The organism is Aminipila terrae (assembly GCF_010120715.1).
GTDB lineage: Bacteria > Bacillota > Clostridia > Peptostreptococcales > Anaerovoracaceae > Aminipila > Aminipila terrae.
This window is the reverse complement of the sequence record NZ_CP047591.1, coordinates 1820065-1846341: the sequence shown is the minus strand read 5'-3', so window position 1 is coordinate 1846341 and position 26277 is coordinate 1820065. Positions and strand designations below refer to the sequence as shown.

The 26277-nt window shown below is 39.3% G+C and carries 27 protein-coding genes and 2 pseudogenes; 2 read left to right on the top strand and 27 right to left on the bottom strand.

Going from position 1 to position 26277, the window contains the following annotated elements; genetic code table 11:
* Positions 1-12: 12 nt before the first annotated feature.
* The 19 genes and pseudogenes from purN to Ami3637_RS08755 form a co-directional block, all read right to left on the bottom strand.
* A complete protein-coding gene (purN, locus tag Ami3637_RS08830; RefSeq protein ID WP_162362247.1) occupies positions 13-600 on the bottom strand; it encodes a phosphoribosylglycinamide formyltransferase in 588 nt (195 codons plus the stop codon).
* Positions 594-1625: a phosphoribosylformylglycinamidine cyclo-ligase gene (gene purM, locus Ami3637_RS08825; protein ID WP_162362246.1), complete on the bottom strand. Its 1032-nt coding sequence runs from the start codon at positions 1623-1625 to the stop codon at positions 594-596. The genes purN and purM overlap by 7 nt, the downstream gene beginning before the upstream one ends.
* A gap of 11 nt (positions 1626-1636) precedes the next feature.
* Positions 1637-3064, bottom strand: coding sequence for an amidophosphoribosyltransferase (gene purF / locus Ami3637_RS08820; RefSeq protein WP_162362245.1), 1428 nt, complete (start codon positions 3062-3064; stop codon positions 1637-1639).
* A 62-nt stretch (positions 3065-3126) separates the two neighbouring features.
* Positions 3127-3831 carry a phosphoribosylaminoimidazolesuccinocarboxamide synthase gene (gene purC / locus Ami3637_RS08815; RefSeq protein WP_162362244.1) on the bottom strand — a complete coding sequence of 235 codons (705 nt, stop codon included), beginning with the start codon at positions 3829-3831 and terminating at the stop codon, positions 3127-3129.
* A gap of 58 nt (positions 3832-3889) precedes the next feature.
* Positions 3890-4369, bottom strand: coding sequence for a 5-(carboxyamino)imidazole ribonucleotide mutase (gene purE / locus Ami3637_RS08810; protein WP_162362243.1), 480 nt, complete (start codon positions 4367-4369; stop codon positions 3890-3892).
* Positions 4370-4382: 13 nt separating this feature from the next.
* Positions 4383-5936 (bottom strand): phosphoribosylformylglycinamidine synthase subunit PurQ, encoded by a 1554-nt coding sequence (locus tag Ami3637_RS18535; RefSeq protein ID WP_330586553.1) that lies wholly within the window; start codon positions 5934-5936, stop codon positions 4383-4385.
* Complete coding sequence (locus Ami3637_RS18530) at positions 5933-8188, bottom strand: phosphoribosylformylglycinamidine synthase (RefSeq protein ID WP_330586552.1); 2256 nt, start codon at positions 8186-8188, stop codon at positions 5933-5935. The genes Ami3637_RS18535 and Ami3637_RS18530 overlap by 4 nt, the downstream gene beginning before the upstream one ends.
* Before the next feature lie 615 nt (positions 8189-8803).
* Complete coding sequence (locus Ami3637_RS08800) at positions 8804-9496, bottom strand: FadR/GntR family transcriptional regulator (RefSeq protein WP_162362242.1); 693 nt, start codon at positions 9494-9496, stop codon at positions 8804-8806.
* The gene (locus tag Ami3637_RS08795; RefSeq protein ID WP_243157973.1) at positions 9456-10049 is read right to left on the bottom strand and encodes a cytidylate kinase-like family protein; all 594 of its coding nucleotides are present in this window, start codon (positions 10047-10049) and stop codon (positions 9456-9458) included. The genes Ami3637_RS08800 and Ami3637_RS08795 overlap by 41 nt, the downstream gene beginning before the upstream one ends.
* A gap of 13 nt (positions 10050-10062) precedes the next feature.
* Positions 10063-10755, bottom strand: coding sequence for an LrgB family protein (locus Ami3637_RS08790; protein ID WP_162362240.1), 693 nt, complete (start codon positions 10753-10755; stop codon positions 10063-10065).
* A gap of 1 nt (position 10756) precedes the next feature.
* Positions 10757-11110 (bottom strand): CidA/LrgA family protein, encoded by a 354-nt coding sequence (locus Ami3637_RS08785; RefSeq protein ID WP_162362239.1) that lies wholly within the window; start codon positions 11108-11110, stop codon positions 10757-10759.
* 70 nt (positions 11111-11180) lie between these two features.
* Positions 11181-11318 carry a hypothetical protein gene (locus Ami3637_RS18525; protein WP_330586551.1) on the bottom strand — a complete coding sequence of 46 codons (138 nt, stop codon included), beginning with the start codon at positions 11316-11318 and terminating at the stop codon, positions 11181-11183.
* A gap of 53 nt (positions 11319-11371) precedes the next feature.
* Positions 11372-11722 carry a hypothetical protein gene (locus tag Ami3637_RS18520; protein WP_330586550.1) on the bottom strand — a complete coding sequence of 117 codons (351 nt, stop codon included), beginning with the start codon at positions 11720-11722 and terminating at the stop codon, positions 11372-11374.
* 11 nt (positions 11723-11733) lie between these two features.
* Complete coding sequence (locus Ami3637_RS18515; RefSeq protein WP_330586549.1) at positions 11734-12567, bottom strand: TrpB-like pyridoxal phosphate-dependent enzyme; 834 nt, start codon at positions 12565-12567, stop codon at positions 11734-11736.
* 564 nt (positions 12568-13131) lie between these two features.
* Entirely contained in the window at positions 13132-13689 is a 558-nt protein-coding gene (locus Ami3637_RS18510; protein WP_330586548.1) for an SPASM domain-containing protein, read from the bottom strand.
* An 89-nt stretch (positions 13690-13778) separates the two neighbouring features.
* Positions 13779-14516 carry a radical SAM protein gene (locus Ami3637_RS18505; protein WP_330586546.1) on the bottom strand — a complete coding sequence of 246 codons (738 nt, stop codon included), beginning with the start codon at positions 14514-14516 and terminating at the stop codon, positions 13779-13781.
* Positions 14517-14639: 123 nt separating this feature from the next.
* Positions 14640-14786 (bottom strand): six-cysteine ranthipeptide SCIFF, encoded by a 147-nt coding sequence (gene scfA, locus Ami3637_RS08770; RefSeq protein ID WP_128746578.1) that lies wholly within the window; start codon positions 14784-14786, stop codon positions 14640-14642.
* A 140-nt stretch (positions 14787-14926) separates the two neighbouring features.
* Positions 14927-15379, bottom strand: a complete 453-nt coding sequence (locus tag Ami3637_RS08765) for a methyl-accepting chemotaxis protein (protein ID WP_162362238.1) — start codon at positions 15377-15379, stop codon at positions 14927-14929.
* Positions 15380-15487: 108 nt separating this feature from the next.
* Positions 15488-15861: pseudogene (locus tag Ami3637_RS08755) on the bottom strand (PocR ligand-binding domain-containing protein); the annotation flags it as partial.
* Between the two features lie 297 nt (positions 15862-16158).
* Here Ami3637_RS08755 and Ami3637_RS08750 point away from each other — a divergent pair.
* On the top strand, positions 16159-17067 hold the full coding sequence (locus Ami3637_RS08750) for a D-alanyl-D-alanine carboxypeptidase family protein (protein ID WP_162362236.1): 909 nt from the start codon (positions 16159-16161) through the stop codon (positions 17065-17067).
* A 66-nt stretch (positions 17068-17133) separates the two neighbouring features.
* Positions 17134-18078: a hypothetical protein gene (locus Ami3637_RS08745; protein WP_162362235.1), complete on the top strand. Its 945-nt coding sequence runs from the start codon at positions 17134-17136 to the stop codon at positions 18076-18078.
* A gap of 452 nt (positions 18079-18530) precedes the next feature.
* Here Ami3637_RS08745 and Ami3637_RS08740 read toward each other — a convergent pair whose 3' ends face one another.
* From Ami3637_RS08740 to Ami3637_RS08705, 8 genes and pseudogenes are all read right to left on the bottom strand, one after another.
* Positions 18531-19766, bottom strand: a complete 1236-nt coding sequence (locus Ami3637_RS08740) for a DUF4026 domain-containing protein (protein WP_162362234.1) — start codon at positions 19764-19766, stop codon at positions 18531-18533.
* 16 nt (positions 19767-19782) lie between these two features.
* The gene (scpB, locus tag Ami3637_RS08735; protein ID WP_243157972.1) at positions 19783-20319 is read right to left on the bottom strand and encodes an SMC-Scp complex subunit ScpB; all 537 of its coding nucleotides are present in this window, start codon (positions 20317-20319) and stop codon (positions 19783-19785) included.
* Between the two features lie 39 nt (positions 20320-20358).
* Positions 20359-21138, bottom strand: a complete 780-nt coding sequence (locus tag Ami3637_RS08730; RefSeq protein ID WP_162362233.1) for a segregation and condensation protein A — start codon at positions 21136-21138, stop codon at positions 20359-20361.
* Entirely contained in the window at positions 21128-22012 is an 885-nt protein-coding gene (locus Ami3637_RS08725) for a DMT family transporter (RefSeq protein WP_162362232.1), read from the bottom strand. The genes Ami3637_RS08730 and Ami3637_RS08725 overlap by 11 nt, the downstream gene beginning before the upstream one ends.
* 29 nt (positions 22013-22041) lie before the next feature.
* Positions 22042-23112, bottom strand: coding sequence for an S-methyl-5-thioribose-1-phosphate isomerase (mtnA, locus tag Ami3637_RS08720; RefSeq protein WP_162362231.1), 1071 nt, complete (start codon positions 23110-23112; stop codon positions 22042-22044).
* A 184-nt stretch (positions 23113-23296) separates the two neighbouring features.
* A pseudogene (sdaAA, locus tag Ami3637_RS08715) lies at positions 23297-24063 on the bottom strand (L-serine ammonia-lyase, iron-sulfur-dependent, subunit alpha); the annotation flags it as partial.
* A gap of 17 nt (positions 24064-24080) precedes the next feature.
* Entirely contained in the window at positions 24081-24746 is a 666-nt protein-coding gene (sdaAB, locus tag Ami3637_RS08710) for an L-serine ammonia-lyase, iron-sulfur-dependent subunit beta (protein ID WP_162362230.1), read from the bottom strand.
* Between the two features lie 255 nt (positions 24747-25001).
* Entirely contained in the window at positions 25002-26099 is a 1098-nt protein-coding gene (locus Ami3637_RS08705; protein ID WP_162362229.1) for a lytic transglycosylase domain-containing protein, read from the bottom strand.
* Positions 26100-26277: the final 178 nt, after the last annotated feature.

Sequence of the window (26277 nt, the reverse complement as noted above, 5' to 3'; positions counted from 1 at the left end):
CTATGTTCCAGCTTAAAGTCCTGAAATAACTTTATTTATAGCTTCCGTAAGAATCTGATGTTCTATCTTAAGTACCCGTGCTCCCAAATCATCAGGAGTATCTCCCTCCAGAACAGGGACTTTTTGCTGTATGATTATAGGGCCTGTATCAACTCCCTCATCAACAAAATGAACAGTAGCTCCGCTTTCCTTTTCACCTGCCGCGATAACAGCCTCATGAACATGATGACCATAGAACCCTTTACCGCAGTATTTTGGAATAAGAGATGGATGTATGTTAATGATTTTACCTCTGAATGCTTCTATCAATTCCGGTTCAAGGACGCTCATATATCCTGCAAGCACTACTAAATCTGTTTTTTCCTCTTTCAAAGCAGAAATAATTGCTTTTGTTCTCAGGGACATGGCTGGATACTGACTTTTATCAATCACAAAAGTTTTGATTCCGTGTTTTATCCCTCTTTCTAAAGCAAAGGCCTGTGGATTGCTGGAAATAATGCATGCAACCTCTGCATTTCTGATTCTCCCTGTCTCAATGGAATCAATAACTGCTTGCAGATTGGTTCCTCCTCCAGACACTAATACAGAAATCCTTAGCATATAGCTACACCTTTCCCTTCAATGATTTCACCAATTATATCAGCGGTCTCTCCAGCTTCTTTTAAGGCTGCAACAACGGATTCCGCCTCTTTTTCAGGCACAATCATCATCATGCCTACCCCCATATTGTACGTTGAAAACATGTCCGTCTCCTGAATATTTCCACATTTCTTTATATAAGAAAAAATAGGGGGAACTTCCCATGTTCCAACATTGATTTTAACCCCGAGACCTTCTGGTATTATTCTGGGGATGTTTTCGAAGAAACCGCCTCCTGTGATGTGAATAATTCCATTTATCTGGTATTTATCCAAAACGGCGTTACAAGCCTTTGCATATATCTTAGTAGGAGTAAGCAACGCTTCGCCTAAAGTCATTCCCAAGTCTTCTACATAATCACTGACCTTCATCTGCATTTTTTCAAAAAATACTTTTCTAACAAGGGAATATCCATTACTATGAATACCGCTGGATGCTATGCCTATTACTTTATTTCCTTTGGTAATGTTGGCGCCGGTAATCATTTTATTCTTATCCACAACTCCTACGGAAAATCCTGCCATATCATACTCGCCTTCCTGGTAGAAGCCCGGCATTTCAGCAGTCTCCCCTCCAACCAGAGCACTTCCTGCTTGATAGCAGCCTTCTGCAATGCCTTTTACAATTTCAGCAATCTTCTCTGCCTGAACTTTTCCCGTTGCTATATAATCAAGAAAAAACAGAGGCTTTGCTCCCTGGCAAAGTACATCATTGACGCACATGGCCACACAGTCTATTCCAACCGTGTCATGCCTGTCCATCTCAAATGCAATTTTCAACTTTGTTCCAACACCATCTGTCCCTGAAACCAAGACAGGTTCACTCATACCAGAAGTATCCAGTTTAAACAGGCTTCCAAATCCACCCAGCCCAGTCAGAACATTTGCATTAAATGTTTTCTTTACATGGGGTTTCATTAATTCTACGGCTTTCTCCCCTTCTTTAGTATCCACTCCGGCATCTTTATATGTTAATCTGCTATTCATAGTATCCTCCGTTAATCTTCAAATTCCATACCTGATTCAGGCAGCTCCATAGGATAATCTCCGGTGAAACAGGCGGTGCAAACTTTATCATCTCCTAATCCTATAGCTTCAAGCATACCTTCAACACTCAGATAGCCCAGAGAATCTGCTCCCATGCCTTTTCTGATTTCTTCTATGGTATGTGTGGCGGCTATGAGTTTGCTCTTGTCAGGGGTATCTATTCCAAAGAAACAAGGGTCCGTAACAGGGGGAGAAGCTACCCTTACATGTACTTCTTTTGCTCCTGCCTCTTTAAGCATCCTTACAATTTTAGCGCTTGTAGTCCCTCTGACTATAGAATCATCAATCATGATTACTCTTTTTCCTGCTACATTTTCTTTTAGAACATTCAGTTTTAATCTTACGCTCAACTCTCTCATTCTCTGATCCGGCTGAATAAAAGTTCTTCCTACATATCTGTTTTTAATAAATCCTTCTCCATAAGGTATGCCTGATTCCTTTGCATAACCAATGGCGGCTACAGTCCCGGAATCCGGTACAGAAATAACAATATCACCTTCTACTGGATGCTCTTTGGCTAGAATTTTTCCACACAGGTTTCTGGCCGTATAAACATTTCTCGTATCGATGTCACTGTCCGGTCTGGAGAAGTATACATATTCAAAAGCGCAGGAAGCTCTTCTGGACCCTTTGGCATATTTAAAGGATTTAATCTCATTATTTTCAATTACCACCATCTCGCCAGGTTCCACATCCCGAAGCATCCTGGCACCCAGAAGCGAAAATATACAGCTTTCTGAAGAAAGGACAAAACCCTTGTCCGTTTTTCCAATACAAAGGGGCCGGATACCATTGGGATCCCTTACACCAATTAGCTTGTTGGCAGAGGTTATTACCAATGCATAAGCTCCTTTTACAACCTGCAGAGTCTGGGTAATGGCCTCTTCAATGGTGCTGTTCTTCAGATGTCTTGCAATCAGTGCCGCTATTACTTCTGAATCAATAGAAGTCTGGAAGATCACCCCATTGTCCTGCATCTCTTCTCGTAGTATCCGGGCATTTACCAGATTTCCGTTATGTGCCAGAGCCAGAGCCCCTCCTTTATGATAAACAACTAGGGGCATGGCATTAGAAGCATGGCTTTCGCCAGCAGTACTGTATCTTACATGACCGATAGCAATATCTCCCTGTAGTCTTTCAATAATCTCGTCATTAAAGATTTCCTGTACCAGTCCCATTTCTTTATAATACTGTATTTTTCCTCCAAGATTTGCCGCTATTCCAGCACTTTCCTGACCTCTGTGCTGCAGGGAATGCAGTCCAAAATATACAGAACGGGCATTTTGCTTGTTTCCTGGCTCGTAAACACCAACCACTCCACATTCATCGTGAAATTTTTCATCTTCAAAAGTCCTTAATTCTTGGTTAATATCAATCATTAATTCTCTCCAATTTTCTAATCTACAAATAATTCAAAAGCTTTTCAGCAGAGGCTTCCATTCTATTTCTGTACCCTGTTGAATACCTCCTGATAGGTTTCTTCCACATTTCCAAGATCTCTTCTAAACCTGTCCTTATCCATTTTCTCATTTGTGTTTACATCCCACAGTCTGCATGTATCCGGAGAAATTTCATCAGCAAGAATTACTTTACCATCGTATAAACCAAATTCAATCTTAAAATCAATAAGCTTTAACTCTCTTTCAAGGAAAAACTCCTTTAACGCTTCATTTACTGCATAGGCATATTTTTTTACATCGGAAAGCTGCTCTTCCGTTGCTAGTTCCAGTGCAAGAATGTGGTCATCATTAATAAGCGGGTCTCCCAGGTCATCATTCTTATATGAAAATTCCAAAACGGGCTGTTTGAAAACAATACCTTCTTCTACTCCGTATCTTTTTGAAAATGAACCTGCTGATACGTTTCGGATGATTACTTCCAGAGGAAGAATTTTCACTGCCTTTACTAAAGTTTCTCTCTCGCTCAACTGTTCTACCAGATGGGTAGGTATGCCTTTTTCCTCAAGCATTTTAAAAATAATATTAGCCATTGTATTGTTTACAACACCTTTGCCTGCAATCTGGCCCTTTTTAAGTCCGTTAAAGGCAGTTGCATCGTCTTTGTAATCTACAATAAACATTTTAGCATCATCAGTTTTGTATACTCTCTTTGCTTTTCCTTCATATAGCATTTCTAACTTTTTCATTACTTCTTCCTCCTAAATAAATTCTTCTTATTTGTATTTATTTTTGAAATTAATCTGTTTATTTGTTAAATTCTGCATCTAATGCTATGATATCTTTTTCCATTTTTACTTTATAATCTTTTATTTTTTGTCTCAACTCAGGATATTTAATACTTAGCATCTGGATTGCCAGAAGTGCTGAATTTTCTGCACCGTCAATAGCTACGGTTGCAACGGGCACTCCTTTAGGCATCTGCACAACGGATAACAGGGAATCCAAGCCGTCCATAGTACTTGATTTCATAGGAATTCCTATCACCGGAAGTGGTGTGGTAGCCGCCAGTACTCCTGCCAGATGTGCTGCTTTTCCAGCTGCTGCTATAATCACTTCAATTCCTTTTTCCTCTGCGGTGCTGGCAAATTCTTCTGCCACTCTTGGGGTTCTGTGAGCAGAAATAATTCTGGTTTCACACTCCACCCCAAACTCTTTTAACAAATCTTCTGCTTTCTGAACTACCGGGTAGTCTGATTTACTGCCCATTACTATTGCAACCTTCATTTGTTAAGCCCTCCTATTTAAAATATTTAACTCCGGATTCAAAGATTTTCTGATCCTTGTTACCTTCAACATTTTTATATACATATTGTCCCATTCTTTCTGAATGTCCCATCTTTCCAAATATCCTGCCATCCGGAGAAGTAATCCCCTCAATGGCATAAGCTGAATAGTTTGGATTGTATCGGATATCCATTGATGGTTTCCCAGCAAAATCAACGTACTGAGTGGCAATCTGTCCGCTTTCAATGAGTTTTTCAATTAAGTCTTTATCTGCTATAAATCTGCCTTCTCCGTGAGAAACTGCAATGGTATGAATATCTCCGTTTTCCACCCCTGCAAGCCAAGGGGATTTGTTAGAAGCAATCCTTGTATTCACCAGACCGGATACATGACGGCCTATTTTGTTATAGGTAAGGGTAGGTGCATGCTCGTCCATTTCCGTAATCCTTCCATAAGGGACAAGTCCTAATTTTATCAGCGCCTGGAATCCGTTGCAAATACCCAGCATCAGACCATCTCTGTTATCCATCAGATTAGTAACTGCCTCTCTTACACTAGGATTTCTAAATACTGCAGTAATAAACTTGGCTGAGCCGTCTGGTTCATCTCCCCCTGAAAAGCCTCCAGGGATAAAAATAATCTGACTTTCTTTTATTTTCTCTTCCAGTTCTTTAATAGAATCAATTAGCTGTGCCTGGGACATATTTCTCATGATATGAATATCCGCCTGGGCTCCTGCTCTCTCAAAAGCCCTTTTGGAGTCCATTTCACAGTTTGTTCCTGGAAAAGCAGGAATCAGTACTCTCGGCTTTGCAATCTTAACACCCGGTGCTGTCCTTGTTCTGGTTATATATGAAATGGCCGGAACTTCTGTCTCATCCAACCTATCCTTAAAATCAGAAGTTCTTACTGGAAAAACATTTTCCAGAGGTTTACTCCATTTACTGATAATATCATCCAGATTCATTTCCATAGTTTGGGAAGGGCAATTCTTCTCTTCCTCTGTAATGGTGATAACCAAGCTCTCTCTTCTGTCAGTATGTCCAATAACCTTATATCTAAGCCCTTTGAACATTTCATCTACATCAGCAGCTTTGTCTATTTCCAGAATTAGTGCTCCATAGTCCCGTTCCTGAAGTTCTTTTTTACTGATATGTTCAAGAACCGCACCAATTTTATTTCCCACTGCCATCTTTACTGTGGAAATGAAAATACCACCTTTCCCCACAGTATTTGCGGCAAGAATCTCACCTGCGGCCGCTAACTCGCGAACCCTGGACATATTTTTTCTATACATTTGAAAATCTATGATTTTATCTTCATTCCGATCTGTTGTAAGGTACACCAGTTTACTGTCTGTTCCTTTAAATTCTGTGGATATAACCTCCGATGCATCTGCAACTGCTACTGCAAAGGATACCAGAGTAGGGGGAACATTAATATCCATAAATGTCCCAGACATACTATCCTTACCTCCAATAGCAGGGATACCCAGTTCCTTCTGAACTTTCAGTGCTCCCAGCAATGCCATAAATGGTTTACTCCAGCTTTCAGGATTTTCAGTCATTCTTTCAAAATACTCCTGGAAAGTGAGTCTGACTTTTTTATAATCTCCCCCATGGCAACAATCTTTGTCACGGAATCAATTACTGCATATAAGGCCCCGTGGTATGGGGACCGTTTAGCAATCTCCGGGTCGAACCCATACGACATGAGTGTGGAGGTTGTGGTCTCTCCTTTAGTAACTGGCAGTTTACAGGCCATGCCCGCTGCAGGAGAAAGCTGGTATTTTCCTCCTAAAGGCATCAACACCGTTGACGCTCCGATTGTACTGTCAAAACGTTCAATCAGCCCCTTCTGGCTGCAACAGTTTAAGTCACCCAGGTACTGGTCAAGGTCATTAATGTTTTCTTTGTCTATTTCTAAAATATCTTTATTTTCTTTTACAAAGACGTTTGCTTCCTGAGTTGCACCGTTTGTATTTAAAAAAGCTCTGCTTAAATCTAAAATGCACTTTTCCCGCCAGAACATTCTGAAGCGCCCTGTATCTGTAACTTTTGCCACAGCTACTGCTTCAAGGTTTTCCTCTTGGGCATAAGTAATAAATCTGTCTGCATCTTCTTTTGAAACCACCACTGCCATTCTTTCCTGTGATTCAGAGATAGCCAGTTCCGTTCCATCAAGGCCTTCGTATTTTTTTAACACCAGATCCAGATTTACATCCAGACTGTCAGCCAGCTCCCCGATAGCTACTGAAACACCACCTGCCCCGAAATCATTGCATCGTTTAATTAATGTAGCAACTTCTTTCCTTCGGAACATTCTTTGAATATTTCGTTCAACTGGTGGGTTCCCTTTCTGAACTTCTGCTCCACAGTTTAAAATAGATTCCTCTGTGTGCTCTTTAGAAGAGCCTGTGGCACCTCCACATCCGTCTCTTCCGGTTCTTCCCCCTACAAGTATAATCACATCACTTTCCAAAGGTGTTTCTCTTCTTACGTGGGATGCAGGAGCCGCTCCTATTACCGCACCTACTTCCATACGTTTTGCCACGTATCCTTCATCATAAATCTCTGAGACCTGTCCTGTAGCCAGTCCTATTTGATTCCCATAAGAACTGTACCCTGCAGCAGCACCCTGTGTAATTTTTCTTTGAGGGAGTTTACCAGGTAATGTTTGTTCTATTGGCTTTCTTGGATCTGCAGAACCGGTAACTCTCATGGCCTGATAAACGTATACCCTTCCTGAAAGCGGGTCCCGGATTGCTCCACCCAGACAGGTAGCTGCTCCACCAAAAGGTTCTATTTCTGTTGGATGGTTATGTGTTTCATTTTTAAACATCACAAGCCAGTCTTCTTCTTTCCCGTCTATTTCTGCCTTTACCTTTATACTGCAGGCATTAATTTCTTCTGATTCGTCAAGGTCATTGACCAGCCCCTCTTTCTTCAGGTACTTTGCACCTATGCAGGCAATATCCATGAGACAGATATCTTTTCCGCCTTCTTCTGAAGATTTGCGGGCTCTTTCCCCATAAACTTCATCTCTCATGGCAAGATATTCATCAAAAGTTTTTTCAATCAGTCTTGTATATTTACCAGCTTCAAACTGAATATCGGTCAGTTTCGTCATAAAAGTAGTGTGTCTGCAATGATCAGACCAGTAGGTATCAATAACTTTTAATTCTGTAATGGTGGGATTTCGTTTTTCGTCTTCTTCAAAGTATTTCTGAATAAAAAGGATGTCCTTTGCGCTCATGGCAAAACCCTTATCTTTTCTGAAGGCTTCAAGTTTTTCTTCCGTCATTTCAACAAACCCATCTATTACAGCTACATCTTCAGGAATAAGGCTTTCCATATCAAGGGTTTCAGGTTTTTCCATAGAAGCTTCCTGTGAATCAACAGGGTTTATGCAATAATGTTTAACAGATTCCAGTTGCTTGTCCGTTATATCTCCTTCTAAAACGATGATTCTGGCGAACTTCACAATTGGCTGAACCTGTGCATTCATCATTTTAATACACTGGGCTGCTGAATCAGCCCTTTGGTCATACTGGCCTGGCAGGAATTCTATGGCAAATATATTTTTTCCTAAGTCTGCCGGCAACTCTTCTTCATATACGTAATCTATGGCTGGCTCCGCAAAAACCGTGTATTTTGAAGCCTCATAAGTGTTTTCGTCTATTCCGTCTATATGATATCGGTTTAAAATTCGAACGTTCGTTAATCCCTCAAGATGAAGGTTCCTTTTTATGTCTTCCTTCAGTCCCTGAGCTTCAACGTCAAATCCTTTCTTTTTTTCAACAAATATACGTTTTACCATATCCGTTTTCCTTTCCCCGTATAATAATCAGTTTTTCCGACATTATTGTTCGTATTTTTTATTTCTATTTGTTCTTTATGCTTAAACATTAGCATATTTTTTTAACCAACACAAGAAATACCTTAATTGTTTTAAAAAAAGTTCTTAAAAACACGAACAATCGCTTTGCACCTTTTTTCTTATGTTCGATTTTTTCACAGAAAGGGGCTATTGCAAAATGATATGCTCTGGTCTAGGCAGACAAGTTAAATCATATAATCATTTGTTGCTACCGTGATTATCATTTTTACTTGAATCCCGGTAGCTTTTTGCATCCTTACCCATTAGTTTTGACACATTGTTAGGTTTTTTATCGAAATGGCTACCACGAAGTTTCAACTTTCATAAAATACGGTAGTTTTTCCCCAAAATGCTACCGTAGATTTTGTTTTTTATAATTATAAGAGCAAAAACTTATTCTCTTATGTTTTTCACTCTCCTATTGGGAATTAAGTGGTGTGAATTTGGCTGTCTAATCATCCTAATTAGCATAAAACAGTGGCTGCTGCAAAATATCAGTCATTTTGCAACAGCCACTGTTTATATTTTTCACATATTCAGTTTTAACACCTCTGATTACATTTTCTTATACCAGGATTCAATAATGTCATAATGCTGGTCAACTGCCTGTCTACCCTTGGCCTCATCTTTTTTAACAATACATTCAAGCATTTTCTCATGAGAAAGAATAAGCTTGCCTCTTATTTCATCCGTTGTGGTCTTCAGCATATGTTCTACGGACTCTGTATAGATTTCTTCCAGTGCTTCCATTATGTTAATGACCAGATTATTTCCGGAAGCACTAATAATCAGATAATGAAATTCCTTATCTTTTTGCACCATTTCATCAATTTCAGACCGCTTCATAGTCTCAAGAATTTTCACCAGCTGCTCTATCTGATTTTGAGAAATGTTTGTAATAGCCTGCAAATAAGATTCTCTCTCTATGGCACGTCTGAGACTATTCACTTCATCATAGGTTATCTGCTTTAATAAAAGCATCATCCCTATGGATTCGGCAAACATTTTATTTAAGTTTCCTGTGAGATAATTTCCTGATCCCTGCCTGCTTTCCAGTATGCCCATATTCTCCATGGTTCTCAGGGCCTCTCTTACAGAGTTCCTGCTCATATCAAGTGTTTCCGCCATGATTCTTTCTGCAGGAAGTTTATCCTCCAATCGTATCCGCCCCTGTCTGATCTCATCTTTAACATATTCAATTACCTTTTTATATTCTCTGATTTCCACATTTCCACCGCTTTCTGGCATTGATATAATCACATATCAATTCAACTGTCTGATCTATACCTATCATACCACTGTCTGCTGACAATTGGTATCCTCTTGAATCTCCCCAGTTTTCACCAGTATATTGGTTATGGAATTCTGCTCTTCTTTTATCTGTTTCACGGATTAATAGTTGCGCTTTTTTTTCACTTATATCATTGGCCGCCGCGATTCTTTTTACTCTTTTTTCAATATCTGCATGAATAAAGACACTTATATGCTCTTCCTCATTCCTAAAAATCACATTGGCACATCTCCCTATGATGATGCAGGACTGATCTCCAACCATTTCTTTTATATGCTTAAAAGGTTTTTGTCCCATGTTTTGAGACGCTTCCCCTTTAGATATAGCATAAAGAAGACTGTTGGCTGGTTCTTCTTCATAAAAAGACTGTACTTCATCATAACATCCCAAAGCCTTTGCTTTCTGTGCCAGATTATCTTTGTCATACAGTATGATACCTAGTTTTTCAGCAAGCATTTCACCAATATCATGACCGCCGCTTCCATATTCTCTCCCTATGGTAATTATCATCTTTCTCACCCCACTACATCAAATACGAAAATACTGCTGCGCCGACCACCGTAAGAAGTCCCGCCACGGCTATGGCTAAACTGCTGATAGCACCTTCCACTTCACCCATTTCCATAGCTTTTACAGTTCCTATGGCATGAGCCGCTGTTCCCAGTGCAAGCCCTTTTGCCACAGGATGTTTAATCCTGAAAATTCTGCATACCCATTCCCCTGTCATATTTCCCAGAATCCCCGTAAGAATGATAACTGCCACGGTGATGGTTACGATTCCTCCCAGTTCATTCGAAATGCCCATGCCTATGGCCGTGGTTATGGATTTAGGAAGTAAAGTGACATATTCCTGATGATTCAGGTTAAATATTTTCGCCAAAAGGAAAACGCTCCCTAAGGCAGAAAGTACTCCTGCTATACTCCCCGTTAGAATTGCCACCGCATTTTTCTTCAGCAGTTCTCTTTGCTGATACAATGGTAATGCCAGACATACGGTAGCCGGTGTCAGCAAATAACTTATATATTTGGCTCCTGCATTATAACTGTTATATTTTACGTTGCATACAATTAATATAAGTATTACAAATACTACAGATATTAGTAATGGATTCAGAAGAGGGTTTTTTAATTTCCTTTTTAAAGACATTCCTATCATATAACCCATTAAACTTACCACTACTCCGAAAAACATGGAATTATTTAAGAAATTACTCATACTAGTTCTTCCTTTCCATGTTTATTATAAACTGTGTTACTCTGCCAGTTACCACCATTACTATTAAAGTAGTCACTACAGTGATAAGGATAATAGGCGCACAAATGGGTTTTAGTATTTCCCACGAATCCATGAGGCCCACTGCTGCCGGGATAAACATAACCGGCATAATTTCTATAAGAAATGCCCCTGTATCCTGAACATGGTCCAGATTAATAAGTTTAGTCTGCAAAGCTATGAGCATCAGCACAAGCCCGTATATACTTGCTGGAACAGTTAATGGTATTACAGTTTTTAAAATCTCTCCTAAGAAAGTAATGAATAAAATTACTGAAAATTGTTTTAAATATTTCATACGTACTCCTTTAATAATTGGTCCTACCAATTATTAAAGGATACTCTTATGAAACTAAAATGTCAACTGTTTATTCTAATATCTCAGGTATTTTAGGAAGCGCTTCAAACCCTGGTTTTAGTTCTTCATCTGTGGGAATATAATCTGCCATTTTTCCTTCATTAAATGCAGAATATGCTGTCATATCAAAATATCCGGTTCCCGTCAAACCAAACAAAATGGTTTTTGCCTCTCCTGTTTCCTTACACCTAAGAGCCTCATCTATGGCCCCCTTATAGCATGTGCTGACTCTGGCGCAGGCAGTATGGTTTCCAGTTTTGCAAACAGAGTTGCTGCTTCAAATACTTTTGTCTGTTCCACTGAGGCAGCTTCCATATATCCATCATGATAAAGCTTTGACAAAATCGGTGACATTCCGTGATATCTTAGCCCTCCGGCATGATTAGGCGATGGTTTAAAAGTACAGCCCAAGGTATACATTTTTGCCATTGGGGTTATTTTTCCTGTATCACAGAAATCGTAAGCATAAACTCCTCTTGTCAAAGATGGACAGGAAGCCGGTTCGATTGCCCGAATTACAGGATTTTCTTTTCCGGTAAGTTTATCTCTCATAAACGGTGCAATCAGTCCCCCAAGATTGGACCCCCTCCGGCACATCCGATAACTACATCCGGATATTCACCCAGAATCTCCATAGCCTGTTTTACTTCAAGTCCTATAATGGATTGATGCAAAAGCACCTGATTCAGGACAGAACCTAGTACATATCTGCAGTTTTCTCCAGTAACAGCCTTTTCCACTGCCTCAGATATGGCACACCCTAAACTTCCTCCACATTCCGGATCTTCTGCAAGAATAGCTCTGCCAGCATTTGTAGTATTACTTGGGCTGGCTGTAACCTTTGCTCCGAAAGTTTCCATAATTGCTTTCCTGAAAGGTTTCTGATTGTAGGATACCTTTACCATAAACACATTCAGGTCAATCCCGAAATAGGAACACGCTTCTGACAATGCTGTGCCCCACTGGCCTGCACCAGTTTCTGTGGTCAGACTTGTGACTCCCTGCTCCTTTGCATAATAAGCCTGTGCTATAGCTGAATTCAGCTTGTGACTTCCTGATGTATTGTTTCCCTCAAACTTATAGTATATTTTTGCTGGTGTATCTAATGCCTTTTCCAGATTATATGCTCTGCAAAGAGGTGAAGGCCTGTAGATTTTATACATATCCAACACTTCATCAGGTATGTCAATATACCTGGCCTTGGAGTCCATTTCCTGTTTTGCAAGTTCCTCACAAAAAACCGGATACAAATCTTCAACAATGGCGGGCTTACCCGTAGCTGGGTTAATAATGGGATCTGGTTGTTCCTTCATGTCCGCTCTCAGGTTGTACCATTGTTTCGGCATCTGCTCTTCTGTCAGGTATAATCTGTGGGGAATGTTTTTCATTTTGTTCATTTTTGTTCTCCTTCCAATAATCCAGTCTTAAGATTAGCCACTTAATCGTGAATTGGAACGATTCGATGATTAGGCAAATAATATACACTCAGTTTTTCATAACACTTTCATCAGCCCGGGACTTTTAACTCAAATAAAAAAGGTTTCTGTCCCTGCTTATCTGGGACAAAAACCTATAGTTTTTGTTATGCCACCCTGACACTCTTACTGCTAGTCTGCTCTGATCCATATATCATTTCCAGCAGGAACTATCGGTAAGTATGCCTTCTCTTCTGAGTACAGCTTCTGATACCCACTCCCTTTGTAACAGGTGGAGCTCCCGTTAGGTGCTACTCAGCCAAAGCTTTTCGTCCTACCCTCCTAAGTCCATTCAGCTATGTCCTCCTTACCACACTCTCACCTGCGGTGGCTCTCTGTAAATTTGGTTTCATAACCTACTCTTCTTAATCATCGGTTTCGTTCACTATTTAGTTCTAAAAAATAAATCTATTGTGATTTGAAACTATTATGCAACACTTTTTTGTGAATGTCAACAACATTTTGACTTATATTTTGTGATTTATCTTAATTTTCTCCAAATCTTTCTGCAACCTGAATCATGATAGCACATTCAATTCTTTTTTTATGAAGTTCACATCCAAAATCATAAACCCCCTCAATGCTTCCTGTGGTATGATATGCATTTGCTGCACAGCCTCCACTGCAGTACATTCGGGCAAAACAGTCTTTGCATTCTTCATGAGAATAAATATTACAGGATTTAAATTCATCGCATACAGAACTGTTCTTGATTCCTTCAAAAACATTGCCTAAAAGGAAGTGGTCGTCTCCTACAAACTGATGGCATGGATACAAATCTCCTTCTGGGGTAACAGCCAGATATTCCGTGCCTACGCCGCATCCAGACACACGCTTAACGATACATGGTCCTCCTGTCAGGTCAATGGTATAATGATAGAAATTAAACCCATTGCCTTCTTGTTTTCGCTTAATCATTTCACAGGCCAGACGGTCATACTCTGCCAAAAGTTTTGGCAAATCTTCTTCAGTCAATGCATAATCCGCATCAGTAGAAGCAACCACAGGTTCCATGGAAAGTTCTTTAAATCCCAAATCCGCCATGTGTAAGATGTCATTTGCAAAATCCGTATTGTAATGGGTATAAGTGCCCCGGATATAATAGTTTTCCTGGTTTCTGGATTCTGCCAGCTTCAGGAATTTAGGCAGAATAGCATCATATGACCCTTGCCATTTCTTGCTACCCTTAACTTGTCATTTACTTCTTTACGTCCGTCAAGACTAAGAACTACATTTGCCATTTCCTTATTAGCAAATTCAATCACTTCATCATCAAGTAAAATCCCGTTAGTGGTCAGGGTGAATCTGAAGTTTTTATTATGAATTTTTTCCTGCTCACGACCATAAGCTACCAGCTTTTTAACTACTTCCCAGTTCATCAGAGGTTCCCCTCCGAAGAAATCCACTTCCAGATTCTTTCTGGTTCCAGAATTCTCAATAAGAAAGTCCAGCGCTTTTTTGCCTACTTCATAGGACATAAGGCCTCTGTGACCCTGCTGGTATTCTCCTTCTTCTGCAAAGCAGTATTTGCAGGCTAAATTACAGTCATGGGCCACATGGAGACAAATAGCTTTAATTACTGATTGCCGTTCTTTAAACTCATGGGACATGCTGGCATAAATGTCTTCCGAAAACAGTTTGCCCTGGTTCTTAAGTTCTTCTATATCCTGAAAAACATCCTCAATCTCTGCATTTGTTACTTCTGGAAGATGCTTATACTTTTTCAATATGTCAACCGTAATTTTATTTCTGTCAACACCTGCTGCCAGCATATCAATAATATCATATGCTACTTCATCCACACAATGGACAGCTCCGCTGTTTACATCTAAAACTATGTTATAGCCGTTACTTTTATAAGTATGTACCATATTTGGTATCCTTTCTTCATCATAAATATATGTTAGTCTGCCAGCAACTCCTTTTAAAGAATTGGGACATAACGTTAAAAATCGCCATAAGCTTTACAGCCTATAGCGATTTGAAAGTTTAGCTTATTTCTTTAGCTGTTCGCACTGCTGATTAGCAACGCTGCATGAAGTCTTACTTGCTGACTGACAGGATGTCTGGCATTCTCCGCATCCGCCTTTTTTAGCTGAATCAACAAGATTTCTTGTTTCAATAGTCTGTATTCTCTTCATTTTTTACCTCCAACCTGGCAGTCCGGCTATATGCTGGCTACGCCAGAATAACTGTTTTTAAAATTACTTTTACTATATTATCACAGTTATGCAGTTTTATCAATACATAAAGTACCATAAAAGCAATTTTGGTTCTCATTCTATTTTATCTGAAAAAGATCTTTTAGTCTTCCGGCCAGTTCTGTTACAGCCTGAACCGTAGCAGACAATTCTTCCATAGCCGCAGATTGTTCCTCTGTAATACTAAGAGTTTTCTCAGAATTCTGTACGGTGGAATCCAGTTTCCCATTTATCTGTTTATTTAATTCTGCAATATGGGCCGCTGTTTCTTTGGAGTTTTCTGCTAGTGTTTGAATTTCATTAGCTACTACCGCAAAGCCTCTCCCTTCGTTTCCCAGTCTGGCTGCTTCTATTGCAGCATTAAAACCAATTAGTTTTGTATTATTAGCTGCCCTGGTTATATCCTTTAAAACGGATTCAATCTCCTTGGTAACCTGGTCTATACTATGTATTTCCTGTGACAGTTCATGCTGGCTTGTTGTAACATTGACAGCTGATATGGCCAGCGATTCAATAGTCTTGGAGATTTCCACAAAATTGTTTACCAGCTCGGTGGACAGGAACTCCGTTTCAATTCTTTTATATCCGTCCTGGGCAAAAGCATTTGCAATAATATGTAAAACCTCTGCTGCAGCAGTGATATTATCTTTCTTAACAATATCAATTCTTCCTGCCGCCTCCCATAAGCCATGCTCATCCAGCCCTATCTCTCTGGCAACCTGGCGTATCTTGTTTTCACTTGGCTCATCATCAAGAATCTGCCCTCCCAGTATAGTTCCAGGTGTTCTCCTTTTACAATAATGGGAGCTGCAAAATCAATTAATCCCGCATGGCAAGCCCCTACAAATGGCTTTCCTGACTTGACAGCTTCTTCCCCCATCTGGTTATGACACTGGGCGCACCTTTGATCCCCTATGTGGTTTGTATGTATATAGTTACTGCAAAAGGCTCTATAATGGCTGGGTCTGGTTATCTCTTCTCCCTTTCTGTTTACAGAAACTGCTGCGCAGTTCATTCCTAATGCAAAATTGTCCAGAAAATTTTGCAGCATATTAATATCAATGATATCCTCGACTTCTAAGTTTGCTAAGTCTATTTGTCCATTTTTTATACTAATCATCGGAACTCATCCCTCCCATTCACTATATCACCTGATTTTAGTAATAAAGCCTTTAATAAGTAACATTGAAATATTATTCATTAATTTTATCACTATCATTTAACATAGTCCAGCGGTCTTTATAATCCAGCTAAAATTTATACATAAAGCAGTTCCTTTTATCGTAAATATATTAAATGGAGGATTAATCTGATGGGAACTAACAGTAATTATAAACAAATAAAACTTTTAAAGGCAAAAAATAATATGATTTTTTCAAATTTCATCCCAGTAATTATTATTTTCTTTGCTTTAATCATATTAGTGGCTGCTTATTCGTTTTGGGATTCTTATACAAAACAAACCTCTTCAGCTGCAGCCTGTCCAGAAATTTCTGCTAAGCAGGCAGTTCTTATGGATGCAAAAACCGGCGAAATTCTTTATGAAAAAAATGCAACCAGTAAAGCGTACCCTGCCAGTACCACAAAAATAATGACAGCCCTGCTTACCATCGAGACTGTGGAGGCTCTGAATAGTGACATTACTCAAAAAGTTAAAATACCTGCTGAAGCAGTGGGAGTAGAAGGTTCTTCTATTTATTTAACACCCGAAGAACCAGTAAGCATTGAAGATCTGCTCTACGGACTAATGCTACGCTCTGGCAATGATGCGGCAACAGCCTTAGCCTGCATCATCGGTGGCAACCAACAGAACTTCGTAGATTTGATGAACCTGAAGGCTACAGAGATAGGCTGCACCGATACCCACTTTTTAAATCCCAGCGGGCTTTTTGACAAAAACCATTATACAACAGCTGCTGATATGGCATTAATAGCTCAGGCTGCAATGAAAAACAAAACCTTTAAAACCATTGTTTCTGCTGAGGACTGGGAAGCCAGCAGAGCTCCCGATAAATACAATTACTTTTATAACAAAAATAAAGTGGTTCATCAGTATGACGGAGGCAATGGCATAAAAATCGGTTTCACAAAAGCCTCTGGCCGTACCCTGGTAGCTTCTGCAGAACGTAACGGCAGACAATTAATCTGTGTTGTTATGGGAGCTCCCGACTGGTTTAATGATTCTTACAAACTGATGGATTATGGTTTTTCTGTAAAATAGTATCACCCCTTCCCTCCTGGAAAATATAATAATAGTAATTATATTCATCGGGTGGGAGGTCAAATAATGGAATGTTCAAATAATATTGACTGTATTGACAGCGGTACAGAAAACTGTCCCTGTTATCTGGCTGCTACAGGAGATTGCCTCATATGCAGCAGGCTTCAGGGAAAAGAGTACTGTGACTGCCTATGGAAGGGAGTCTGTATATATAACGAATTCATTCAAAATAACCAAAGGGTAAATAATCCAAGAAAAGAGTTCTCCGCAAGAATAGTTTCAAAAAAGCAGTATCTGGAAGATCTATATGTGATTACTCTTGAGGTGGGACGTGGCTTTGCCTTAAAAGCCGCCATACCAGGAAGTTATGTTTTTCTGCAGGCACCAGACTATATTAATTATTATCAGACACCAATTTCAATCATGCAGGTAGATAGTGAAAGAGGTTTTGTTACGGTTCTTGTAAAAAGTATCTCGGCGAAAACAAAAGCAATCTGCATGCAGGAAGACAAACTGACAGTACGCGGCGTATATCGCGGTGGGATTTCAGGAATGCCCAGAATAACCGGTCGTTTTAGCAGAATCCTTCCGGATTTAAAATTACTTATTCTGACAAAAGGAGTAGGCTTTGCACCTGCTATGAACCTGCTTCACTGGGCAGGAAAGAATACTGAAACAGAAATAATAATAGATCCCGATAAAATCTGTACCCAGGTAATATGGGATTACCTGCATCCATTCGCAGCGGATAAAGTTCATATACAAAGTCTTCAGGAATGTCTGGATTCAACTTTACAGGATAAGATTACAGAAGGCGGATATACTGTTGTTGCAGTTTTGGCCTCTGATTATTACATAGAAGAAATCAGGAAAATCATTTCTCGCTTACCAGTTCCCCCTGAATTTATTCACAGTAATAATGCAAATATCTGTTGTGGAGAAGGTGTTTGCGGTGCCTGCAGCTGTGTAGACTCCAGCGGCAATGTCCATAAAAAATGTAAATGCCTCTGAGTATTTCTTTCTATTAAGTATCAAAAACCAAAGGGGCTGTTGCAAAATGATGCTATGCGCTCTTCTAGGCAGACAAGCAAAATAATAAAATGACTTGTTGCTTAGGAGGGAGAACATGAAACCTTTTATACTGCTGGTGCTACCGAGATTATCATTTTTACTTAAATCCCGGTAGCTTTTTGCATCTATACCCATTAGTTTTAATACTTTGTTAGATTTTTTATTAAATAGTTACCATAAAGTTTCAACTTTCATAAAATACGGTAGTTTTTGCCCAAAATACTACCGAAGATTTTTGTTTTTTATCATTTTTAAGAGCAAAAAACTTTTTTTCTTGTCTTATTCACTCTCACATTGGGAATTTGGTGGCCTGGGTTTGGCTGTCTAATCCTCCTAATTAGAATAAATAAAGAGGCTGCTGCATTTTGCAACAACCCCTTTTGATACTGGAATTATTTCCTGATTTCCATCAGATAAACATCATCTGGTGTAATTCTACGCTCTGGAGTATAAATCATCCAGTCGGTTATTTCATCAAGGCCATAATCACCTGTATACCCTTCATGAAGGCTGGCTATGTAATATGGTTCCTGAGTCAGCTTTGCTGTCAGAACATTCTCTTTTATATCCAGCAATTCAAACCATATATGTTCCCTGAAATTATCTTCCGTTTTGTGTTCATCATCAACTTCTAATCCCAGTTTCACTAAAATATGGTTATCTCCACAGCCTAAAGTCTGTTTCATATATTCGATTCGCTCTGCTGCTAGGGCTTTCATTCTTTCTGTTTCTTTTGTGGTAACCATATAAAGAGGGTTATCCTGCAAATATTCGTCATAGATAGAAAGAGGAGCATATTGCCCTTCCTGAAAATCTTCATATGTGGGATAAACAAAGATTGCGCTGGTATTTCCATTATGGCTTTCCGTTCTGTCTGTTTTTCCTCCCAGCATATGTTCATCATAATGTTCTACCGCCTGATTCCAAGGCACCAATGTACTTATCAGGCTAATCTCTTTTGTCATGTGGGCTAAGAAAAGCGGTTCCATGGGTTCTAAAGGCTCTTCAAATTCCAGCATACGATTTGCCATAGTCTCAATAACAGAATAATGGCTTTGATAAACATCTTTAGAAGAATCCAGTATTTCCAGTTCAGGTAACCCGCAGCGATTCAATCCATGGGTATGAAGCCACACAATATCATCTTCTCCGCTTACAGCCTGAACTGTATAAATATATCTCGGGGCAGGCGGAATCTTTGATGAAGCAGCAAGGGCAGCCCATTGTCCGGAAAGGATTTTTTCTGAACTGTCATCGAATATAGCTAATTTATCTGGCAACAACGCATGTATAATCCGAAGCTGTGCATGATACGCGGACAAAGGATCTTCTCCATAAATCATTTCTACAGCCAAACCAGTTTCTGCCCGCTGCAGAGACTCTATATCTACATCTGGGAAAAAGTGCTGTATGCGATACATTTCAGGAAGTTCAAACCCAGTAGGGTATATTTCCACCTGACACTGATCTTCTTCTACGATTAAATCCAGCTTCATGATATCAGAATCCATATTTTCAGAAAGGACCCGAATCCCTTCTGCTTGTGCCAATCTACTGAGCATTCCCTCTAAGTCCATTAAATCCTGTTCTTTTTCGGGCACTGCCAGCATATAAGATTTCTCTTTCATTCTTACCTCCATATTGCTATGTATTAAAATCTAGTGAGATTTGTTGGGCATACACCTCATCCTCAGGATCGTCTGCCGCAACAGCGCTTTCTATGTTCTCAATATCCGGTAAATCTTTTATCGTTTCAAATCCAAAATGCTTTAAAAAGCCATCCGTAGTCCCATAAAGTATAGGTCTTCCAATGGCAGTGGAACGACCTTTTTCCTGGATCAGTTCTTTTTTTATAAGACCTTCAATAACCCTGTCGCACTTTATACCACGGATAGAATCAATCTCACCTTTTGTTATTGGTTGTTTGTAAGCAATAATGGCCAGTACTTCCAATGCCGACTGAGATAATTTCTTTTCCTTTACAGGGGTGCATAGTCTTTCAATATAAGAAGAATTATCTGCATCCGTGACAAATTGAAAGCTCTTATTGACTTCTATTATTCTTATTCCTCTGCCTTCCTGATCATATTCCTGTTTTAATTCCAGAAAATAATCATAAGCATCCTTCCAGTTAATATTAAATACTTCGGCTGCCGTTTTTACGTCTAAGGGTTCCCCCATACGAACATCATAGACTCAAAAGCAGACTTAATTGTCTTTTTAGTTGTCATCCCATTCTCCTATTGCAACGCTGTCCTCTTTCACCGGCGGTACCATTTTAATTTCCATATCTCCAAAAGCCCTGTGCTGCTCCACACTAATCAGTTTATCCCTGATCATCTGAAGCATTGAGGTAAAAGTAAGAACAACATCATATTTGTCACTTTCTTTGTTTATCAGCTCTTTAAATAATATCTTTTTCAGACTGTGCTTTTTAAAAAAACCTACGATGAACTGAACCTTCATCTCAATACTTTGTTTTTGTCTTTCCACTCGAGTATAGTGCTTTCTTACTTCCTCAATTCTTTGTTTTTTTCTTAAAAACAAATTGAATGCAGAAACAAACTGCCTGATATCAAGAGATAAGTATTCGTCAACCTGGTTGGTATACTGATCCATATCCTCTTTAGGTTTTTCAAAACATAAAAGCTTTTCATTTTCATGATTCTCAAGAAGTTCTGCTGCTGCCTTGAACTTTTTATATTCCAGAATCTTTTCCACTAATTCGGTTCTAGGGTCCTCTTCAACAATACCTTCTTCAATCGGTGCACTTCTTGGAAGAAGCATTTTTGACTTTATTTCAATTAAAGCAGCTGCCAGTACCATAAACTCCGTAGCCACATTGACATCTGCCTCCTGCATCCTCTCTACATAGGCAAGATATTGCCCAGTAATTTCTGCCACCTGAATATCGTATATGTTCATCTCGGCATTTTCTATCAAATATACAAGCAGGTCGAACGGACCTTCAAATATATCAATTTTCACTTTATAAGCCATTGCTATCGCCCTCATGTCTTGTATAATAGGTTACACCCGCAACAATGGTAAGACCTCCGATAATCTGCCACAAGGAAGGTATTTCAGCGAACAAAACTACCGCTAGGCCAGTGGCAATAAAAGTCTCCAGATTTTCACAGGTTGCTATGTATAAGGCAGATGTATATCCCAGACACCAGTTGAATACGGCATGAGCGCCAATCTGGCACACCATAGCCATAACAAATATCCAGAACATATCATTTGTGCTATATCCGGTAAATGGAGTTCCTGTTACTATCATTCCAATTGTAAAGGTAATCCAGCAGAAAAGAAATACAAAAAATACATAGACTGATGCATTAATACCTTTTCGGAACTTATTTCCTGCTATAAAATAAAGTCCGATAAAAAGTGCTGCAAACAGACACATAATATCCCCAAACAGTACATCTTTAGAGATGCTGTAATCACTTCCAGATATGATAATACTTCCAATAAAAGCTACTATTACTCCTGCAACTGCCTTTTTATTTGTTTTCTCTTTAAATATGAAAACGGATATTAAAAGTATCATAAAAGGATCTGTCATGGCTAAAACTGTGGCACTGGCAACACTTGTATGCTCTACTCCTGTAAACCAGGAAAAAAAATGTCCTGCCAGACACATACCCGCAACAGCACATCCCCCCAGTTGTTTTCTGGTCATTGCCAAAACTTCATCCTTATGTTTAACCAGAGTCATTATTGCAAATACAGGCAATGCAAAGGCTAATCTATAAAAACCAATTGCCATAGCTGGTGCTGATGTTAATTTAACAAAAATCGAAGAAAATGCTGCGGCAACTACGGCTAGAATCACTACTTTTTTTACGTTTCTCTCAAAAATATTCATTTATGCTCCTTAACTCAAACCAAACCAGTTTACTTTAATACCTTAGGTAAATTTACGTCATAAGGTGGATATACAACGCCTTTTTCCGTCACTACTGCAGTAATATACCTGGCATCCGTCACATCAAAAGCAGGATTATATGTTTTAATGCCTTCTGGTGCCATAGGCTTTTCATACCACATCTTATAGACCTCTTCACCTTTTCTTTCTTCTATATGAATATCCTTTCCTGTAGGCGTATTCAAATCAATAGTTGAGGTAGGTACAAACATATAAAAGGGAATACCATATTCTTTGGCCAATATGGCAACTCCAGAAGTTCCTATTTTATTTGCGCCATCGCCATTGGCTGCCATTCTGTCACAGCCCACAACTACAGCATTTATCCATCCGTTCTTCATAACAATAGAGGCCATATTATCGCAAATCAGAGTTACATCAATTCCTGCTTTGTTTAATTCCCAGGCAGTCAGCCTTGCTCCCTGCAATAATGGTCTGGTCTCATCTGCAAAAACTTTAAAATCATAACCCTGCTCATGGCCCAGATACAAAGGAGCCAGACAGGTTCCATATTTAGCAGTTGCAATAGTCCCTGCATTACAGTGAGTAAGAATACCCATGCCAGGCTTTAAAAGAGATAACCCGTTTCTTCCCATTTCATAACATGCCTTCACATCTTCCTGGTAAATCTTTTCCGCCTCTTCTTTTAACATTTGTTTAATATGTACCTGTTCGCCTTCCCAGGATCCATAATCTCTGTCTCCTGCAAGGGAAAGCAGTTTTTCTTCCATCCTGTTCAGTGCCCAGAAAAGATTGACCGCAGTAGGCCTGGATGAAGCCAGGTATTCTTTTACCTCATGAAACTTGCCACAGAAGTCTTCAAAGTTCACTGCCATAATGTCTCTGGTGCAGACATAAATTCCGTAAGCTGCTGCTACTCCAATAGCTGGTGCACCTCTCACCTTTAGTTCATAAATCGCATCCCATAAGTCTTTTTTGTTTTCAATTTCCAGGTAAACTTCCTGACCAGGCAACAAAGTCTGATCAAGAAGATACATCTTTTCATTTTCATACCTTATAGGTGATATAAACGATGCCATATCTTTTCCTCCAAATCTAAATTCAATGGATTTTTTCCATTTTACTTATTATCCTAACATTTTATTATACACTTTTATCCCGTTCCTGAATAGTCTTAATTAAACACGCCCCGCTGCAAGTGGCTGCAATGCCACCTAAAGCTGTTTCTTTCAGCTGCATAGGTAACAACTTTCCCACCTTGTACATAGCTTCCACAACTTCATCTGCATCAATATAGCTTTGAACTCCTGCCATAGCCAGATCTGCACTAAGTAAAGCATTAACTGCCTGAGAAGCATTTCTTTGAGCACAGGGTATCTGAACCAATCCCCCACAGGGTCACAGACCAATCCCATGATATTCATAAGGGATAAGCTGAAGGCTGTTACGGATTGGGCAGGAGTTCCCCCGCACAATTCCACTGCTGCTGCCGCAGCCATAGCGGCGGCTACTCCGCATTCTGCCTGACAGCCGCCCTCAGCTCCTGCTACCGTAGCATTTTCTGTGACGATTGCTCCCAGTCCTGAAGCAGTAATCATAGCCATAAGCAACTGTGCCTCTGTGGCCTGCTGCTTTTCTGCCACAGAGAGAACTACGGATGGAACAATTCCGCAGGAACCTGCTGTAGGCATGGCACAGATTTTTCCCATGGAGGCATTAACTTCACTGGAAGAGAGTGCTCTGGCCATAACCAGGTTTATAAAATCTCCGCAAAGGGTATCTTTCTTCCCCTTAGCGTAAGCGTACTGGGTTGAAGCTATACCACAAATAAGATTCCCTTCCGGATTGGTGGGCTGCTTCAAGGCCTTTTCTGCTGAAGCTTTCATTACTTCATATCTGAATTTCATGATTTTCAAAATCTCTTCCGGGCTTTTCTCACTGTGTTTTATCTCGTTTTCCAAAATAATCTGCGAAAGGAGTACATCTCTTTCCTGTGCTAATGTTAAAAGCCCTTTTATATTCTTATACATGTTCTCTTTTCCTTTCCTTATGCGCAGGCAATAAACCGCACAATCTGAATATATGGATGTTCTTTCAGTCTTTGCAGAATGTCATCACTGACGGAATCATCGATTTCAATCACGCAGATAGCGTCTTGTTTTTTCTGCATACGACTGACTTTCATGGTTGCTATATTTATTCCGTTGTCAGCTAACACAGTAGCCACATGGCTGATAACACCCTTCTGATCATCCTGCTTAACAAAGATGGTTGGAAGTTCTCCACTGATGCCAATTTCATATCCGTCAATTTTTACAATCCTTACATTTCCTCCACCTATAGAGGCGCCTTGAATTCTTGATTTAATATTTCCATCTTTATAAAAAGTTATTACTACAGAATTTTCATGAGCTCCATCAAGTTCCACAGAATAAAATTCAAATTCTATGCCAGCTGCTTTTGCCAGCTCAAAGGACTTTGAAATATTCTCATCGTCTTCTCTTATTCCTATAACCCCTGCCAGTAACGCCTTGTCTGTGCCATGTCCCTTTCCGGTCTTATCGAATGAACCGTAAAGTCCAAAAGTAACTTTATCAAAATCTCCATTGACAATCTGCCTGGCTATTCTTCCGATCTTTGCCGCTCCTGCAGTATGTGAGCTTGACGGGCCAATCATCACTGGTCCAGCTACTTGAAATATACTTGTGTTCATATTTCCACCTCTACACTCTTTTTCTTATATTTTGGATGCATTCCTGCTTTTATATGTAACATATTTGAAATGTCTATATTGCTTAATCTTCTAACATTATACTTGGAGTTTACAAATTTTACAAACAAAAAACCGGGGATATTATGCCCCGGCTTTTTGCTTTTCTATATTATATGCTTTTTTGGTCGTGATTTTTTTAAATCTTCATTCTGTTCTGCGATTTTTCTAAAACCATGAAAAATCTTATTTTTTCAATTAATTATATCCGTTTACAGAAAGAAAATTTTGTACTCCGCTATATGCAGACATTATTCTGGTTGCATAAGCTGATGAGTAGGTTCCCCGGCTAACCCTGGATGCACCCTGGTTATATGCGGATAAAGCTCTTCCCTTATCCCCATTGTAGTTAGTAATACCTGTACCGATCATACAAGCTCCTACGTTTATATTTGAACGTGGATCATGTAATTGCTGTGCTGATACTCCAAAATTTGCTGCTGTGGCAGGCATTATCTGCATCAGTCCTATAGCACCACTGTTGGAAATTGCAGATGCATTAAAGGTACTTTCCTTATGGGCTATTGCCAATAACAATTTCTCATCTACCTTATAAAGTGCTGCTGCTCTTTTAAACATAAAGACCAGATCCTGTGCATAGGTTGTTGATAAGCTGCCGTTATAATTTAATATATAGTTTACTAACCCTTTGTTGTATCTGGATTCTGATTCGCTCCAGAAACTTTGTGCTGTTTTTCCTTTAATTGTACTTATACATACTCCGTAATATGGATCATAATATAAATTCCAATTAAACACTTTGCTTTTACTCATTGCCTTTGCAGGAATGAATAAATACTTTCCAATTGCCAGTATTGGCAACCCTTCTAAATTAACTTCTTCGACTAGCATTTCAGGCGCCTCTATGACTCCAGTTGTATCCTCAACTTTCGTCTCAGCGGTTGCCCCTTTTTTGTCTGCAAGTTCTTGATAAGCTAATACTTTGACTCCTGATATAACTTGTAATTTCATATCGTAACCATTATTTTTGGCCCAATTTTTGCTAATTGTCTTTTGAGTCTCTTCCGTCTTAAGAAGTTTTAATGTGCGGCTTTCCCAGTCCATTTTTGCTTCAAATCCACAGATATTTCCCATATCTGTACTTAATGGAATGTAAGTCGTGCCTTTATAAAGGAAGAACGGATATTGCAGATTGTAATTTACAATCTCACTTCCATTTATAACGACTTTTTTGTTAAAAAAATCTCCTTGAACGTAATCGTCAGCATATATAGAAATTGATGAGAAAAGTACAATGGTCAATGAAAGCCACACAGATATAAGCTTCTTTGCCATACCTTGTTTCTCCTCTCTTTCTCCTATGTCTTTTGTAAGACACTATTTATTATAGCACTATTTAACAAAAAGTATACCTTTTTGCTCATATTCAGAAAATTGAAACCGCAGTAACCTCTTGCTAACTTGTTGATTTTTCAGCACTTTTAAAATGCATGTTTGTACAAAAAAACTTTAT